Annotated in this window: 14 protein-coding genes; 8 read left to right on the top strand and 6 right to left on the bottom strand. The window is 63.8% G+C overall.

The annotated features are described in order from the left end of the window. Positions 1-145: 145 nt before the first annotated feature. Together typA and thiI are read right to left on the bottom strand one after the other, a co-directional pair. On the bottom strand, positions 146-1,966 hold the full coding sequence (typA, locus tag QMX96_RS20455) for a translational GTPase TypA (protein WP_043862190.1): 1,821 nt from the start codon (positions 1,964-1,966) through the stop codon (positions 146-148). 128 nt (positions 1,967-2,094) lie between these two features. Further along, positions 2,095-3,549, bottom strand: coding sequence for a tRNA uracil 4-sulfurtransferase ThiI (gene thiI, locus QMX96_RS20450; protein ID WP_043862191.1), 1,455 nt, complete (start codon positions 3,547-3,549; stop codon positions 2,095-2,097). Positions 3,550-3,880: 331 nt separating this feature from the next. Between thiI and glnA the strand changes: the two genes are divergently transcribed. The 3 genes from glnA (at position 3,881) to ntrC (ending at position 8,191) form a co-directional block, all read left to right on the top strand. Then, on the top strand, positions 3,881-5,287 hold the full coding sequence (glnA, locus tag QMX96_RS20445) for a glutamate--ammonia ligase (protein ID WP_043862192.1): 1,407 nt from the start codon (positions 3,881-3,883) through the stop codon (positions 5,285-5,287). A 385-nt stretch (positions 5,288-5,672) separates the two neighbouring features. Further along, positions 5,673-6,758, top strand: a complete 1,086-nt coding sequence (gene glnL / locus QMX96_RS20440; protein ID WP_043862193.1) for a nitrogen regulation protein NR(II) — start codon at positions 5,673-5,675, stop codon at positions 6,756-6,758. After that, entirely contained in the window at positions 6,755-8,191 is a 1,437-nt protein-coding gene (ntrC, locus tag QMX96_RS20435) for a nitrogen regulation protein NR(I) (protein WP_043862194.1), read from the top strand. Before glnL ends, ntrC begins: the two co-directional genes overlap by 4 nt. Positions 8,192-8,462: 271 nt before the next feature. Here the strand turns inward: ntrC and QMX96_RS20430 are convergent, their stop codons facing one another. Then, the gene (locus QMX96_RS20430; protein WP_255000484.1) at positions 8,463-8,900 is read right to left on the bottom strand and encodes a hypothetical protein; all 438 of its coding nucleotides are present in this window, start codon (positions 8,898-8,900) and stop codon (positions 8,463-8,465) included. On the opposite strand from QMX96_RS20430, the gene QMX96_RS20425 reads away from it, so the two are divergent. Beyond that, positions 8,899-9,354 (top strand): tRNA (cytidine(34)-2'-O)-methyltransferase, encoded by a 456-nt coding sequence (locus QMX96_RS20425; protein ID WP_043862196.1) that lies wholly within the window; start codon positions 8,899-8,901, stop codon positions 9,352-9,354. The two genes, QMX96_RS20430 and QMX96_RS20425, sit on opposite strands and share 2 nt — an antisense overlap. 49 nt (positions 9,355-9,403) lie before the next feature. On the opposite strand, the gene secB is transcribed toward QMX96_RS20425, so the two are convergent. The 3 genes from secB to QMX96_RS20410 are packed head-to-tail and all read right to left on the bottom strand — an operon-like array spanning position 9,404 to position 10,599. Beyond that, on the bottom strand, positions 9,404-9,892 hold the full coding sequence (gene secB, locus QMX96_RS20420; protein WP_043862197.1) for a protein-export chaperone SecB: 489 nt from the start codon (positions 9,890-9,892) through the stop codon (positions 9,404-9,406). A gap of 34 nt (positions 9,893-9,926) precedes the next feature. Beyond that, on the bottom strand, positions 9,927-10,181 hold the full coding sequence (gene grxC / locus QMX96_RS20415; protein ID WP_043862198.1) for a glutaredoxin 3: 255 nt from the start codon (positions 10,179-10,181) through the stop codon (positions 9,927-9,929). Between the two features lies 1 nt (position 10,182). Then, entirely contained in the window at positions 10,183-10,599 is a 417-nt protein-coding gene (locus tag QMX96_RS20410) for a rhodanese-like domain-containing protein (RefSeq protein WP_043862199.1), read from the bottom strand. 214 nt (positions 10,600-10,813) lie between these two features. Here QMX96_RS20410 and gpmI point away from each other — a divergent pair, with 214 nt between their 5' ends. The 4 genes from gpmI (at position 10,814) to QMX96_RS20390 (ending at position 15,995) form a co-directional block, all read left to right on the top strand. Then, the gene (gpmI, locus tag QMX96_RS20405; RefSeq protein WP_282362299.1) at positions 10,814-12,349 is read left to right on the top strand and encodes a 2,3-bisphosphoglycerate-independent phosphoglycerate mutase; all 1,536 of its coding nucleotides are present in this window, start codon (positions 10,814-10,816) and stop codon (positions 12,347-12,349) included. Between the two features lie 177 nt (positions 12,350-12,526). After that, entirely contained in the window at positions 12,527-13,813 is a 1,287-nt protein-coding gene (locus QMX96_RS20400) for a murein hydrolase activator EnvC (protein ID WP_043862201.1), read from the top strand. An 89-nt stretch (positions 13,814-13,902) separates the two neighbouring features. Beyond that, positions 13,903-15,222, top strand: a complete 1,320-nt coding sequence (locus QMX96_RS20395; RefSeq protein WP_043862202.1) for a S41 family peptidase — start codon at positions 13,903-13,905, stop codon at positions 15,220-15,222. After that, on the top strand, positions 15,222-15,995 hold the full coding sequence (locus QMX96_RS20390; RefSeq protein ID WP_043862203.1) for a divergent polysaccharide deacetylase family protein: 774 nt from the start codon (positions 15,222-15,224) through the stop codon (positions 15,993-15,995). The genes QMX96_RS20395 and QMX96_RS20390 overlap by 1 nt, the downstream gene beginning before the upstream one ends. The last annotated feature ends 3 nt before the right edge of the window (positions 15,996-15,998 follow it).

Genomic DNA, 15,998 nt, shown 5'->3' with positions numbered 1-15,998 from the left:
GGTCAAGCCCGCTCCCACAAGGTTGTGCATTTACCTGTGGGAGCGGGCTTGACCCGCGATTCGGCCAGCGCAAGTTTCAGGCCTTGCACAAACAAAAACGCCCCCGGCCTTTCGACCGGGGGCGTTTCATTCAGCCTGAGCTAACTCAGTTCTTGGCTTTCTTGGCAGCGCGGGTACGCTCGCCTTCGTCCAGGATCTTCTTGCGCAGACGGATCGACTTGGGCGTGACTTCGCACAGCTCGTCGTCCTGGATGAATTCCAGGGCCTGTTCCAGGGTGAAGCGAACAGGTGGCACCAGAGCGATGGTTTCGTCTTTGCCCGAAGCACGCATGTTGTCGAGCTTCTTGCCCTTGGTAGGGTTGACGCCCAGGTCGTTGTCACGGCTGTTCAGACCGACGATCTGACCGTTGTAGATCTCCTGGCCGTGCTCGACGAACAGCTTGCCGCGCGCCTGCAGGGTTTCCAGCGAGTAGGTCAGCGCCTTGCCGGTCTCTACCGATACCAGTACGCCGTTCTGACGACCGGACATGTGGCCGGACTTCATTGGCGCGTAGCGATCGAAGATCGAGGTCAGGATGCCTGCACCGTTGGTCAGGGTCAGGAACTGGTTGCGGAAACCGATCAGACCACGGGCTGGAATGTTGTATTCCAGACGTACACGGCCCTTGCCATCCGGCACCATGTTGGTCAGGTCGCCTTTACGCAGGCCCATTTCTTCCATGACCTTGCCCTGCGAATCTTCAGGGATGTCGATGGTGACGTTCTCGAACGGCTCGTGCTTGGCACCGTCGATTTCGCGGATGATCACTTCCGGACGACCAACACCCATTTCGAAGCCTTCGCGACGCATGGTTTCGATCAGTACCGACAGGTGCAGCTCACCACGGCCCGATACCTTGAACTTGTCGGCCGAGTCGCCTTCTTCAACGCGCAGTGCAACGTTGTACAGCAGCTCCTTGTCCAGACGCTCCTTGATGTTGCGGCTGGTGACGAACTTGCCTTCCTTACCGCAGAACGGCGAGTCGTTGACCTGGAAGGTCATCGAAACGGTCGGCTCGTCGACGGTCAGCGGCTTCATCGCCTCGACTGCGTCCGGGGAGCACAGGGTGTCGGAGATGAACAGCTCGTCGAAACCGCTGATGCAGACGATGTCGCCAGCCTGGGCTTCTTCGACGTCGACGCGGTGCAGGCCGTGGTGACCCATCAGCTTGAGGATACGACCGTTGCGGCGCTTGCCGTCAACGTCGATGGCCACAACCGGGGTGTTCGGCTTGACGCGACCACGGGCGATGCGGCCAACACCGATCACGCCCAGGAAGCTGTTGTAGTCCAGTGCCGAGATCTGCATCTGGAACGGACCGTCGCGGTCGACGCTTGGCGCTGGCACGTTGTCGACGATCGACTGGTACAGCGGGGTCATGTCTTCGGCCATTTCGGTGTGGTCCAGACCGGCAATGCCGTTCAGGGCCGAGGCGTAGACGACCTTGAAGTCCAGCTGTTCGTCGGTGGCACCCAGGTTGTCGAACAGGTCGAAGATCTGGTCCAGAACCCAGTCAGGACGCGCGCCCGGACGGTCGACCTTGTTGATCACCACGATCGGACGCAGGCCGGCTTCGAAAGCCTTCTTGGTCACGAAACGGGTTTGCGGCATAGGGCCGTCCTGGGCGTCAACCAGCAGCAGCACGGAGTCGACCATCGACATCACGCGCTCTACTTCACCACCGAAGTCGGCGTGGCCCGGGGTGTCCACGATGTTGATGTGGTAGCCGTTCCAGTTGATGGCGGTGTTTTTCGCCAGAATGGTAATGCCGCGCTCTTTTTCCTGGTCGTTGGAGTCCATCACGCGCTCGTCGTTGAGCTCGTTGCGCTCCAGGGTGCCGGACTGACGCAGCAGTTTGTCTACCAGGGTGGTCTTGCCATGGTCAACGTGGGCGATGATGGCGATGTTGCGTAGATTTTCGATCACTTGTGTATCTCGATCAGAGGATTCGGGTTGCCGCCCAGTCTAGGCGGCGAATGTGAATGAACGGCGCTCAACGGGCTCGTCGGTCGGGAGGGCGATGGCGGATACTGCCGCCATACAACCCCGGCATCTTATGTCGGACGATAAACGCGCACATTGGCATGCCCCTCACTCAGTAGATGGTGGGCATGCAGGCGACTCATCACTCCCTTGTCGCAATACAGCAAGTACTGGCGCGTGGGGTCCAGCTCCTTGAAGCGACTGTTGAGGGCGTAGAACGGCAAGGCCTTGACCTCGATGCCGTCCAGTTCCAGAGGCTGGTCTTCCTGGGCGTCGGGGTGACGAATGTCGATCACCACCTGCCCGGCCAGCGCCTGGCTGACTTCTTCGATCTGGATATCCTGGCCCAGTTCATCGATCACGTGGTCGATGGACACCAGGCGGGCGCGTTCCAGGGCGCGCTCGAGCACGGCCATGTCGAACTGCTTCTCTTCATGGTCGACGCGGTGACGCTTGGCACAGGTGGTCGGGTTCACCGAGATCACGCCGCAGTACTCGGGCATGTGCTTGGCGAACTCGGCGGTGCCGATTTCATTGGCCTGGTCGATGATGTCCTGCTTGTGGCTGGCCAGCAGCGGGCGCAGCACCAGCTTCTCGGTGGCCGAGTCGATCACCGCCAGGTTGGGCAATGTCTGGCTGGACACCTGGGAAATCGCCTCGCCGGTGACCAGCGCGTCGATCTGCAGGCGGTCGGCGATGTTGGTGGCGGCGCGCAGCATCATGCGCTTGAGGGTCACGCCCATGTAGCTGTTGTCGACCTTGCCGAGGATCTCGCCCACCACCTCTTCGAACGGCACGCTGACGAACAGCACGCGCTGGCTGCTGCCGTACTTCTTCCACAGGTAGTGCGCGACTTCCATCACGCCCAGCTCGTGGGCACGGCCGCCCAGGTTGAAGAAGCAGAAGTGGGTCATCAGGCCGCGGCGCATCATCTGGTAGGCCGCCACGGTGGAGTCGAAGCCGCCGGACATCAGCACCAGGGTCTGCTCCAGCGCGCCCAGCGGGTAGCCGCCGATGCCCTTGTGCTGGTTGTGGATCACGTACAGGCGCTTGTCGCGGATCTCGATGCGCACTTCCACTTCGGGGTTGCGCAGGTCGATGCCGGCGGCGCCGCACTGCTGGCGCAGCTGGCTGCCGACATAGCGGTCGACGTCCATCGAGCTGAAATCATGGTGGCCGCCGCGCTTGCAGCGCACGGCAAAGTGCTTGCCGGCCAGCAGGTGGCCGAAATGCGTCTTGCACTTGGCGACGATATCGTCGAAATCGCCCAGCGGGTACTCATCGACCTGGAGGAAATGCGCGATGCCCGGCATGCAGCTCAGGCGCTCGGTCATTTCGCGCAGCACTTTCTCGTCGTCCAGGCGGGTGACCACCTCCAGATTGTCCCAGACACCATCGACCGCGAGCGCAGGATCCAGGTCCTTGAGCACGGTGCGGATGTTGCGGCCCAGTTGACGGATGAAGCGCTTTCGAACCGGGCGGCTCTTGATGGTGATCTCTGGAAAGACTTTGACGATTAGTTTCATGAAAACAGCGCGCGCGTGGCCAGCCGAAAAAGAAGGGGCGCGGATTATAGCGGAATTCGCTCAAGCTTTGAGCAACTTTTGTACAGAAGGTTTCACGTGCACCATTTTGGGTCACTCAAACGAAAAAACGCCTCCTAAGGGTGCAGGAAAAACCCCTGAGGCGCCGTTGGCACCCGTAAACGCGTGAGAATGGGGCGAAAAACCCAACTCGGGGCACTGGCATGCAATTTGCTCCCTTGTGAGGCAGGTTGCCTTGGCCGACTATTCGCGCCCGGCATCACCCAAATTACAAGGGCTGCACAGGCACGCTCTACCCCACCCGGAGGACACCATGTCGAAGTCGGTTCAACTCATCAAAGATCATGACGTTAAATGGATTGATCTGCGCTTCACTGACACCAAGGGCACCCAGCACCACGTCACCATGCCAGCCCGTGACGCGCTGGAAGACGACTTCTTCGAAGCCGGCAAGATGTTCGACGGTTCCTCCATCGCTGGCTGGAAAGGCATCGAAGCCTCCGACATGATCCTGATGCCGGACGACTCCACCGCCGTGCTCGACCCGTTCACCGAAGAGCCGACCCTGATCCTGGTCTGCGACATCATCGAACCGTCGACCATGCAAGGCTACGACCGCGACCCGCGCGCCATCGCCAAGCAGGCCGAAGAGTTCCTGCGCTCCACCGGCATCGGCGACACCGTATTCGCAGGCCCTGAGCCTGAGTTCTTCATCTTCGACGAAGTGAAGTTCAAGTCCGACATTTCGGGCTCGATGTTCAAGATCTACTCCGAGCAGGGCTCGTGGATGTCCGACCAGGACGTGGAAGGTGGCAACAAGGGCCACCGTCCAGGCGTCAAGGGCGGCTACTTCCCGGTTCCGCCGTTCGACCACGACCACGAGATCCGTACTGCCATGTGCAACGCACTGGAAGAAATGGGCCAGGTCGTCGAAGTGCACCACCACGAAGTGGCGACTGCCGGTCAGAACGAAATCGGCGTCAAGTTCAACACCCTGGTGAAAAAAGCTGACGAAGTTCAGACCCTGAAATACGTCGTGCACAACGTTGCCGACGCCTATGGCCGCACCGCTACCTTCATGCCAAAACCGCTGTACGGCGACAACGGCTCGGGCATGCACGTGCACATGTCGATCTGGAAAGACGGCAAGAACACCTTCGCCGGCGAAGGCTATGCCGGCCTGTCCGATACCGCCCTGTACTTCATCGGCGGCATCATCAAGCACGGCAAGGCCCTGAACGGCTTCACCAACCCGTCGACCAACTCCTACAAGCGTCTGGTCCCGGGCTTCGAAGCCCCGGTCATGCTGGCCTACTCGGCACGCAACCGTTCTGCCTCGATCCGCATTCCTTACGTGTCGAGCCCCAAGGCCCGCCGTATCGAAGCGCGCTTCCCGGACCCGGCGGCCAACCCGTACCTGGCCTTCGCTGCGCTGCTGATGGCCGGCCTGGACGGCATCCAGAACAAGATCCACCCAGGCGATGCCGCCGACAAGAACCTGTACGACCTGCCGCCTGAAGAGGCCAAAGAGATCCCGCAGGTCTGTGGCAGCCTGAAGGAAGCCCTGGAAGAGCTGGACAAGGGCCGTGCGTTCCTGACCAAGGGCGGCGTGTTCTCCGATGAGTTCATCGATGCCTACATCGCCCTGAAAAGCGAAGAAGAAATCAAGGTGCGCACCTTCGTACACCCACTGGAATACGAGCTGTACTACAGCTGCTAAGCCAGTGACGCTCGCTCACGCGGCGTAACGAGAGAGGCCTCCCATTCGGGAGGCCTTTTTTTTTGCGCTGACTTCATCGCGGGTCAAGCCCGCTGCCACAAACCAGTGGGAGCGGGCTTGACCCACGACGAAGTGAGTAGTGCTCTACAATGGTGCACAAGGCAGCGCTACCCCTGCACCAACAGCCCATTTTGGTTCAAAAACAGCCTGCAACCTATTAACCCAGTCATTTTTTGCGCAGCCAAGGCCCGGTTTCAGGGAATTGCGCTTCTTTTCGGAGCGTTGGTTTGGTTCTTGCATTTTCCTGGCATCAGCCGATTACCAGCGCGCGCCACCCTGGCCCCGATCAGGGCGGTACTGTGCCAAAAGAGGTCAACGACGCCCCATGACCATCAGCGATGCACTGCACCGACTGCTACTGGACAACCTGACCACTGCCACCATTCTGCTCAATGCCGAATTGCGCCTGGAGTACATGAACCCGGCAGCGGAAATGCTCCTGGCCATCAGCGGCCAGCGCAGCCACGGGCAGTTCATCAGCGAGCTGTTCACCGAATCGACCGAAGCGCTCAACTCGCTGCGCCAGGCCGTGGAGCACGCGCACCCGTTCACCAAGCGCGAAGCCATGCTCACCGCCCTCACCGGCCAGACCCTGACCGTCGACTACGCCGTCACCCCGATCCTCAACCACGGCCGCACCCTGCTGCTGCTCGAAGTGCACCCGCGCGACCGCCTGCTGCGCATCACCAAGGAAGAGGCGCAGCTGTCCAAGCAGGAAACCACCAAGATGCTGGTGCGCGGCATGGCCCACGAAATCAAGAACCCGCTGGGCGGCATCCGTGGCGCCGCGCAGCTGCTGGCCCGCGAACTGCCCGACAACGGCCTCAAGGACTACACCAACGTCATCATCGAAGAGGCCGACCGCCTGCGTAACCTGGTCGACCGCATGCTCGGCTCCAACAAACTGCCGTCGCTGGCCATGACCAACATCCACGAAGTGCTCGAGCGCGTGTGCAGCCTGGTGGAGGCCGAAAGCCAGGGCGGCATCACCCTGGTGCGCGACTACGACCCGAGCCTGCCCGACGTGCTGGTGGACCGCGAGCAGATGATCCAGGCCGTGCTCAATATCGTGCGCAACGCCATGCAGGCCATCAGCGGGCAGAACGAACTGCGCCTGGGCCGCATCACCCTGCGCAGCCGCGCCATGCGCCAGTTCACCATCGGCCACACCCGCCACCGCCTGGTGGCGCGCATCGAAATCATCGACAACGGCCCGGGTATCCCCGCGGAACTGCAGGACACCCTCTTCTATCCCATGGTCAGCGGTCGCCCGGACGGTACCGGGCTGGGCCTGGCCATCACCCAGAACATCATCAGCCAGCACCAGGGCCTGATCGAATGTGACAGCCACCCTGGCCACACCACCTTCTCGATCTTCCTGCCGCTGGAACAAGGAGCCACTTCTTCATGAGCCGAAGCGAAACCGTCTGGATCGTCGACGACGACCGCTCCATCCGTTGGGTCCTGGAAAAAGCCCTGCAACAGGAAGGCATGACCACCCAGAGCTTCGACAGTGCCGATGGGGTCATGAGCCGCCTGGCCCGCCAGCAGCCGGACGTGATCATCTCCGACATTCGCATGCCCGGTGCCAGCGGCCTGGACCTGCTGGCGCAGATCCGCGAGCAGCATCCGCGTCTGCCGGTGATCATCATGACCGCGCACTCGGACCTGGACAGCGCCGTGGCCTCGTACCAGGGCGGCGCGTTCGAGTACCTGCCCAAGCCATTCGACGTGGACGAGGCAGTGTCGCTGGTCAAGCGCGCCAACCAGCACGCCCAGGAACAGCAGGGCATGGCCGAGCCCCAGGCGCTGACCCGCACCCCGGAAATCATCGGCGAAGCGCCGGCCATGCAGGAGGTGTTTCGCGCCATCGGCCGGCTCAGCCATTCCAACATCACCGTGCTGATCAACGGCGAATCGGGCACCGGCAAGGAGTTGGTGGCCCACGCCCTGCACCGTCACAGCCCGCGCGCCGCCTCGCCGTTCATCGCGCTGAACATGGCGGCGATACCCAAGGACCTGATGGAATCCGAGCTGTTCGGCCATGAAAAGGGCGCGTTCACCGGCGCGGCCAACCTGCGCCGCGGGCGTTTCGAGCAGGCCGACGGCGGCACGCTGTTTCTCGACGAGATCGGCGACATGCCGGCCGACACCCAGACCCGCCTGCTGCGCGTGCTGGCCGATGGCGAATTCTACCGGGTGGGCGGGCATGTGCCGGTGAAGGTGGACGTGCGCATCATTGCCGCCACCCACCAGAACCTGGAAACCCTGGTGCAGGCCGGCAAGTTCCGTGAAGACCTGTTCCACCGCCTGAACGTGATCCGCATCCACATCCCGCGCCTGGCCGACCGCCGCGAAGACATCCCGACCCTGGCCCGGCACTTTCTGGGGCGTGCGGCGCAGGAGCTGTCGGTGGAGCCCAAGCTGCTCAAGCCGGAGACCGAGGAGTTCATGCGCAACCTGCCGTGGCCGGGTAACGTGCGCCAGCTGGAGAACACCTGCCGCTGGATCACGGTGATGGCCTCGGGGCGCGAGGTGCATATCGGCGACTTGCCGCCGGAGCTGCTGAACCTGCCGCAGGACGCGGCGCCGGTGACCAACTGGGAGCAGGCGCTGCGCCAGTGGGCCGACCAGGCGCTGAGCCGTGGCCAGTCGAACCTGCTGGACAGCGCAGTGCCGAGTTTCGAGCGGATCATGATCGAGACGGCGCTCAAGCACACCGCCGGGCGGCGGCGCGATGCAGCGGTGCTGCTGGGCTGGGGGCGCAACACCCTGACGCGCAAGATCAAGGAACTGGGCATGAAGGTCGACGGCGGGGACGACGAGGGCGACGACGAGGCCTGACTCAGGGGCCTCTTCGCCGGCAAGGCCGGCTCCTACAAACGCCGCCGAACCTGTAGGAGCCGGCCTTGCCGGCGTACAGCTTGCCCCATTGCTGCACCATGCCTGCCCCCGCTGCACCGCCTGAAGGCAAAAACACCCCTCACAACCGCATCAAACCCTGCAAAACCCCAGGTTCCATTGCCCCAGGCCAACTTGGCACACCCCCTGCATATACCTAAGCACAACCCAGTTTTGGGGACCTTGGTACAGGCAGGCCGGGGAATCCCCTCTTTTATTCGTGCAGTTTCACCTGCACCCTCCAGCGGCCCTGCACCGTCTCGCCGGCCCAGTCGCCGCGCAGCGGCCGGGCCGCCACCAGGCTCAGCAACAGGCCCTGGTCGCTGTTCTGCAGGCGCCAGCTCACGGGCTTGCCCGCCAACTGCAACTGACCCTTCTGGCTCCGCCCGCTGGCCTGGAACACCAGCGCCAGCGTGCCCTCGACCTCCTCGCCATGCAGTTGCGGCTCTTCGTTGAACCACAGGTTCAGGCCATCGGCCACCACCTCCACCCGCTCCAGTACCCGTGGTTCAGGCGCGGTGAGGCGGCCGATCATCAGGCCCACCAGCATGCCGAACAGGGCCATGGAGAACAGCACCCGCGGCCACAGTTTCGAACGCGGGTCCGGTTCGGGGGTAGAATGCTCGTCATCTTTATGCTCGGAGCCGTGCATGTTTCACGTCATCCTTTTTCAACCGGAAATTCCACCGAATACCGGCAACATTATACGGCTGTGCGCCAACAGCGGCTGCCAGCTGCACCTGATCGACCCGATCGGCTTCGAACTGGACGACAAGCGCCTGCGCCGTGCGGGCCTGGATTACCACGAGTACGCCACCCTCAAGCGCCACAGCGACCTGCCCAGCTGCCTCGAGAGCCTGGGCAACCCGCGCCTGTTCGCCTTCACCACCAAGGGCTCGCGGCCGTTTCACGACGTGGCCTTCGCCCCCGGCGACGCCTTTCTGTTCGGCCCCGAAAGCCGTGGCCTGCCGCCCGAGGTGCTCGACCCGCTGGGCAGCGACCAGCGCCTGCGCCTGCCCATGCGTGAAGGCTGCCGCAGCCTGAACCTGTCCAACACCGTGGCCGTGGCGGTGTACGAAGCCTGGCGCCAGCAAGGTTTTGCCTGAGGCATGAAAAAAGCGCCCCGAAGGGCGCTTTCAACGTACCGCAGTCAGCTTACTGCAGCGAAGGCGCTTCGCCTGCTTCCTGCATGCGCTGCATCTCTTGCGCGTACAGGGCATCGAAGTTCACCGGCGACAGCATCAGGGCCGGGAACGAACCACGGGTCACCAGGTTGTCCAGCGCTTCACGCGCATACGGGAACAGGATGTTCGGGCAGAACGCGCCCAGGGTGTGGCTCATCGAAGCCGGGTCGAGGTTCTTGATCAGGAAGATACCCGCCTGCTGAACTTCGGCGATGAAGGCAACCTCTTCACCGTTCTTGACCGTGACCGACAGGGTCAGCACGACCTCGTGGAAGTCGCCTTCCAGGCCTTTCTGCTTGGTGTTCAGGTCCAGCGCGACGCTCGGTTCCCACTGCTGGCGGAAGATCGCCGGGCTTTTCGGCGCTTCGAACGACAGGTCACGCACATAGATGCGCTGCAGGGAGAATTGCGGGGAGCTTTCGTCGGCTGCCGCAGCGCCGTTGTTCTGTTCTTCAGTCATGACAGATCCTTCTTTGCAGGGTCTTGTAGGGAATTCAGGCCTTGAGCAGCGCGTCGAGCTTGCCGGCGCGCTCAAGGGCAAACAGGTCGTCGCAACCGCCGACGTGGGTGCTGCCGATCCAGATCTGCGGCACCGAGGTGCGGCCGGCCTTCTGGCTCATCTCTGCGCGCAGCTGGGGCTTGCCATCGACCTTGATCTCTTCGAAGGCCACACCTTTGCTGGACAGCAGCTGCTTGGCACGCGAGCAGTAAGGGCAGTAGTCGCTGGAGTAGACGATGACGTTGCTCATGTCACTTCACCAGCGGCAGGTTGTCGGCCTTCCAGCTCGACACGCCGCCCGACAGCTTGGCGGCGTTGAAGCCGGCCTTGAGCAGGTCGCGGCACACGGCGCCGGCATGCTGGCCCAGGTTGTCGACCACGATCAGGGTCTTGGTCGCCTTGTGCTTTTCCAGCTCGCCGATACGCGCGGCGAACTTGTCCTGCGGGATGTTCAGCGCACCGACGATGTGCCCGGCGGAGAACTCCTTGCTGGCACGGATATCGATGACCAGGCCCTTGTCGGCGTTGACCAGCGCGGTCAGTTCGCCGTTGCTCAGGCTGCGGCCGCCCTTGCGCGCTTCGGTGACGATCAGCAGGACCAGCAGAACGACGAAGATACCAACCAGCAGATAGTGAGATGTCGCGAATTCGATCAGGTGAGCAACCATCAGAGGGTTCCGGGCCGTTAAAAATGATGGGCAGTATACACAGCACCCAAGGCCGGCCAAAGCCCACCGGCACTGGTTGTCGACAGTAATTCTCATTGCCGGGCTGCTACCCGTCGGGCGGCAATGGCGGGCGCGCAAGGTTAATTCGTCACTGCTGACCAATTTGCCCTAAAATGCGTGTCTTTATCACCTGACAAAAGCGCGAGTGGGATAGATGACTAGCACGCCAAAACCCTTGGTCCTGATCATCCTGGATGGTTTCGGTCACAGCGAAAGCCACGAATACAACGCCATCTATTCGGCCACCACGCCGGTTTACGACCGCCTGCGCGCCACCCAGCCGCACGGCCTGATCTCGGGCTCGGGCATGGACGTGGGTCTGCCCGACGGGCAGATGGGCAACTCCGAAGTCGGCCACATGAACCTGGGTGCCGGGCGCGTGGTGTACCAGGATTTCACCCGCGTGACCAAGGCCATCAAGGATGGCGAGTTCTTCCAGAACCCGGTGCTGTGCGACGCCGTGGACACGGCTGCCGGTGCCGGCAAGGCCGTGCACATCCTCGGCCTGCTGTCCGACGGTGGCGTGCACAGCCACCAGGACCACCTGGTGGCCATGGCCGAACTGGCCGCGCAACGTGGCGCCGAGAAGATCTACCTGCACGCCTTCCTCGACGGCCGCGACACCCCACCCAAGAGCGCCCAGTCTTCCATCGAACTGCTCGACGCCACCTTCGCCCGCCTGGGCAAGGGCCGCATCGCCAGCCTCATCGGCCGTTACTTCGCGATGGACCGCGACAACCGCTGGGACCGTGTCAGCGCCGCCTACAACCTGATCGTCGACAGCACCGCCGAATTCAGCGCCAGCACCGCCACCGCCGGCCTTGAAGCCGCCTATGCACGCGGCGAGAGCGACGAGTTCGTCAAGGCCACCCGCGTGGGCGAGGCCGTCAGGGTCGAGGACGGCGACGCGGTGATCTTCATGAACTTTCGCGCCGACCGCGCCCGTGAGCTGTCGCGGGTGTTCGTCGAGCCGGACTTCAACGAGTTCCCGCGCGCACGCCTGCCCAAGCTGGCCGCCTACATCGGCCTGACCCAGTACTCGGCCAAGATCGCCGCCCCGGCGGCGTTCGCCCCAGGCAGCCTGAACAACGTACTGGGCGAGTACCTGGCCAAGAAGGGCAAGACCCAGCTGCGCATCGCCGAAACCGAAAAGTACGCCCACGTCACCTTCTTCTTCTCCGGCGGGCGCGAAGAACCGTTCGAAGGCGAAGAGCGCATCCTGATCCCGTCGCCGAAGGTCGCCACCTACGACCTGCAGCCGGAAATGAGCGCGCCGGAGGTCACCGACCGCATCGTCGAGGCCATCGAACAGCAGCGCTATGACGTGATCGTGGTCAACTACGCCAACGGCGACATGGTCGGCCACAGCGGCGTGTTCGACGCTGCGGTCAAGGCCGTGGAGGCCCTGGACCTGTGCGTGGGCCGCATCGTCGAGGCCCTCGACAAGGTGGGTGGCGAAGCGCTGATCACCGCCGACCACGGCAACGTCGAGCAGATGGAAGACGCGTGCACCGGCCAGGCCCACACCGCCCACACCACCGAGCCGGTGCCGTTCATCTATGTCGGCAAGCGCAACCTCAAGGTGCGTGAAGGCGGCGTGCTGGCGGACGTGGCGCCGACCATGCTCAAGCTGCTGGGCCTGGAAAAACCGGCCGAAATGACCGGTACTTCGATTCTCGTAGACGTCTGAACGGCACGCCCCACGCTGCACGGTTCAAGCTGCAGGAGCCAGCGCCACGTGCGCTGCGCCTCTTGCGGCGTGCAGCTTGAAACAGGCAGCTGAATCGCATCCCGCTTGAAGGTCGTTTTTTTTGATCGCCATGGCGGGCATACTAGGCCAGTCTCCATCCTGGGTTCCGCCTACTCCATGCTTCGCGCACTTATCCTCATAGCCCTGACCTGCCTGTTCGGCCCGGCATTCGCCGACGAGCGCGCGCAAACCCAGCAGCAACTGGACGCCACGCGCCAGGACATTGCCGAGCTGAAAAAGCTGCTTGGCCAGTTGCAGCAGGAAAAGTCCGGCGTGCAGAAAGACCTGCGCGGCACCGAAACCGAAATCGGCAAGCTGCAAAAGCAGGTGGAGGCCCTGCAGCAGGAACTAAAAAAGACTGAAGGCGAGCTGGAGCGCCTCGACAAAGAGAAAAAAAAACTCCAGAGCGCCCGCGTTGAACAGCAACGCCTGATCGCCATCCAGGCCCGTTCGGCCTACCAGAACGGTCGCGAGGAATACCTCAAGCTGCTGCTCAACCAGCAGAACCCCGAGAAGTTCGCGCGCACCCTCACCTATTACGACTACCTGAGCCAGGCCCGCCTGGAGCAGCTGCGCAGCTTCAACGAGACCCTGCGCCAGCTGGCCAATGTGGAAAAGGACATCGCCCTGCAGCAGGCCCAGTTGCTGGCCCAGCAAGGCACCCTCGAAACCCAGCGCCAGGACCTGGAAAAGGTCCGCGCCGAGCGCCAGCAGGTGCTGGCCAAGCTCAACAGCGACGTCAAGGCGCGCGACCAGAAGCTGGCCGCCCGCGAACAGGACCAGGCCGACCTCGCCCAGGTGCTCAAGACCATCGAGCAGACCCTGGCACGCCAGGCGCGCGAAGCCGAAGAGGCACGTCAGCGCGCCCTGCTGGCCGCCCAGGAAGCCGAGAAGCAGCGCCAGCGCGAAGCCCTGGCCGCCAACCAGGACGCCACCCCGAAAAAGCCCAGGGCAGTGCCCGGGCCGCTGGTTTCCAGCGACGGCGCCACCTTCGGCGGCGCTTTTTCTGCAGCACGGGGCAAACTTCCATGGCCGGTCAATGGTCGATTGCTGGCACGTTTTGGTGAAACCCGCGGCGACGACTCGCGAGCCAAGTGGGACGGGGTGATGATCAGCGCCTCCGCCGGCAGCCAGGTACATGCGGTGCATGGCGGGCGCGTGGTGTTCGCCGACTGGTTGCGCGGCGCCGGACTTCTGGTCATTCTCGACCATGGCAACGGCTACCTGAGCCTGTACGGGCACAACCAGAGCCTGCTCAAGAATGCCGGCGACGTGGTCAAGTCGGGCGAGGCGATCTCCACCGTCGGCAACAGCGGCGGCCAGGACACCGCCGCCCTGTACTTCGCGATTCGCCAGCAAGGCCGCCCGAGCGACCCGACACAATGGTGCCGTGCCCAGGGATAGGGGCACATCGTTCATTTCACGCTAGCCCCGCCAACCGGTGCCAGCGACGCTCCCCCGGGGGCAAAACCAGGATCAGGAGTTCGTTCGACATGCTGCATACGCCTCGCCTTACCTCGCTGGCCCTGACCATTGCCCTGGTCATCGGCGCGCCACTGGCCCACGCGGCCGAGCCTGCCAAGCCAGCCACGGTGGCACCGACCACGGTCACTGCCCAGGCGCCGCTGCCGCTGGAAGAGCTGCGCACCTTCGCCGAGGTGATGGACCGCATCAAGGCCGCCTATGTCGAGCCGGTGGACGACAAGACCCTGCTCGAAAACGCCATCAAGGGCATGCTCAGCAACCTCGACCCGCACTCCGCCTACCTGGGCCCTGAAGACTTCCAGGAGCTGCAGGAGAGCACCAGCGGCGAGTTCGGCGGCCTGGGCATTGAAGTGGGCATGGAGGACGGCTTCGTCAAGGTGGTATCGCCCATCGACGACACCCCGGCCTCGCGTGCCGGCATCGAGGCGGGCGACCTGATCGTCAAGATCGACGGCCAGCCGACCCGCGGCCAGACCATGACCGAGGCGGTCGACAAGATGCGCGGCAAGATCGGCCAGAAGATCACCCTGACCCTGGTGCGCGACGGCGGCACGCCGTTCGACGTGACCCTGGCCCGCGCGGTCATCCAGGTCAAGAGCGTCAAGTCGCAGCTGCTCGAGGACGGCTACGGCTATATCCGCATCACCCAGTTCCAGGTCAAGACCGGCGAAGAGGTAGGCAAGGCCCTGGCCAAGCTGCGCAAGGACAACGGCAAGAAACTGCGCGGCCTGGTGCTGGACCTGCGCAACAACCCCGGTGGCGTGCTGCAGGCCGCCGTCGAAGTGGCCGACCACTTCCTGACCAAGGGCCTGATCGTGTACACCAAGGGCCGCATCGCCAACTCCGAACTGCGCTTCTCGGCCGACCCGGCCGATGCCAGCGAAGGCGTGCCGCTGGTGGTGCTGATCAACGGCGGCAGCGCCTCGGCCTCCGAGATTGTCGCCGGCGCCCTGCAGGACCAGAAGCGCGGCGTACTGATGGGCACCGACAGTTTCGGCAAGGGCTCGGTGCAGACCGTGCTGCCGCTGAACAACGACCGCGCCCTGAAGATCACCACCGCGCTGTACTACACCCCCAACGGCCGCTCGATCCAGGCCCAGGGCATCGTGCCGGACATCGAGGTGCGCCGCGCCAAGATCACCAGCGAGCAGGACAACGACAACTTCAAGGAAGCCGACCTGCAAGGTCACCTGGGCAACGGCAACGGCGGCGCCGACCGGCCTTCGGGCAAGGCCGCGAGCAAGAAGGACCGTCCGCAGGACGACGACTTCCAGCTCAGCCAGGCGCTGAACCTGCTCAAGGGCCTGAGCATCACCAGCGGCAAGTGATGCGCTATCTGCTGTTCGCCCTGCTCTGCCTGGCCGGTACCGCACACGCGGCACCGGCCAAGGCCTACCTCACGCTGATCATCGACGACCTGGGGCAGAGCCCTGCGCGAGATGCGCGCACCCTGGCCCTGCCCGGCCCGGTCACCCTCGCGATCATGCCCGATACCCCGCACGCCACCGCGTTCGCCCGCCAGGCGCACAAGGCCGGCAAGACGGTGATCCTGCACATGCCCATGGACCCGGCCACCGGCCCCTACGCCTGGCACCCGGATACCCCGCTGCCGGAGCTGGAACAACGCCTGGGCGCAGCCCTGGCCAAGGTGCCCTATGCCAGCGGCATCAACAACCACATGGGCAGCCGCATGACTGCACAGCCGCTGCCCATGGCCTGGCTGATGGGCGAGTTGCAGCGCCGCCATCTGTTCTTTGTCGACAGCCGCACCAGCGCCGCCACGGTCGCTGCGGCCAAGGCGCAGGAACAGGGGCTGGCAAGCCTGTCGCGGGATGTGTTCCTGGATGACGTGCGCACCCCCGAGGCGATTGCCGGGCAACTGCGCATCGCCGTGGAGCTGGCGCGCCGGCAGGGCTCGGCCGTCCTGATCGGCCACCCCTACCCGCAAACCCTGGAGGTGCTCGAACGCGAGCTGCCTCGCCTGAAGGCGCAGGGCATCGAGTGGGTCGAGATCCACCAGATGATTGCCCTGCGCAGCAACCAGGCGATGGCGGCCCACGGTGCCGGCGGGCGCTATCGCGCCAGCGCCGGCGGCCAGTGAGGC

The organism is Pseudomonas sp. PS01300, assembly GCF_029960155.1.
In the GTDB taxonomy this organism is placed as follows: Bacteria; Pseudomonadota; Gammaproteobacteria; order Pseudomonadales; family Pseudomonadaceae; genus Aquipseudomonas; species Aquipseudomonas palmensis.
The sequence above is the reverse complement of the archived record's forward strand: the minus strand, read 5'-3'. Positions and strand labels throughout refer to the sequence as shown.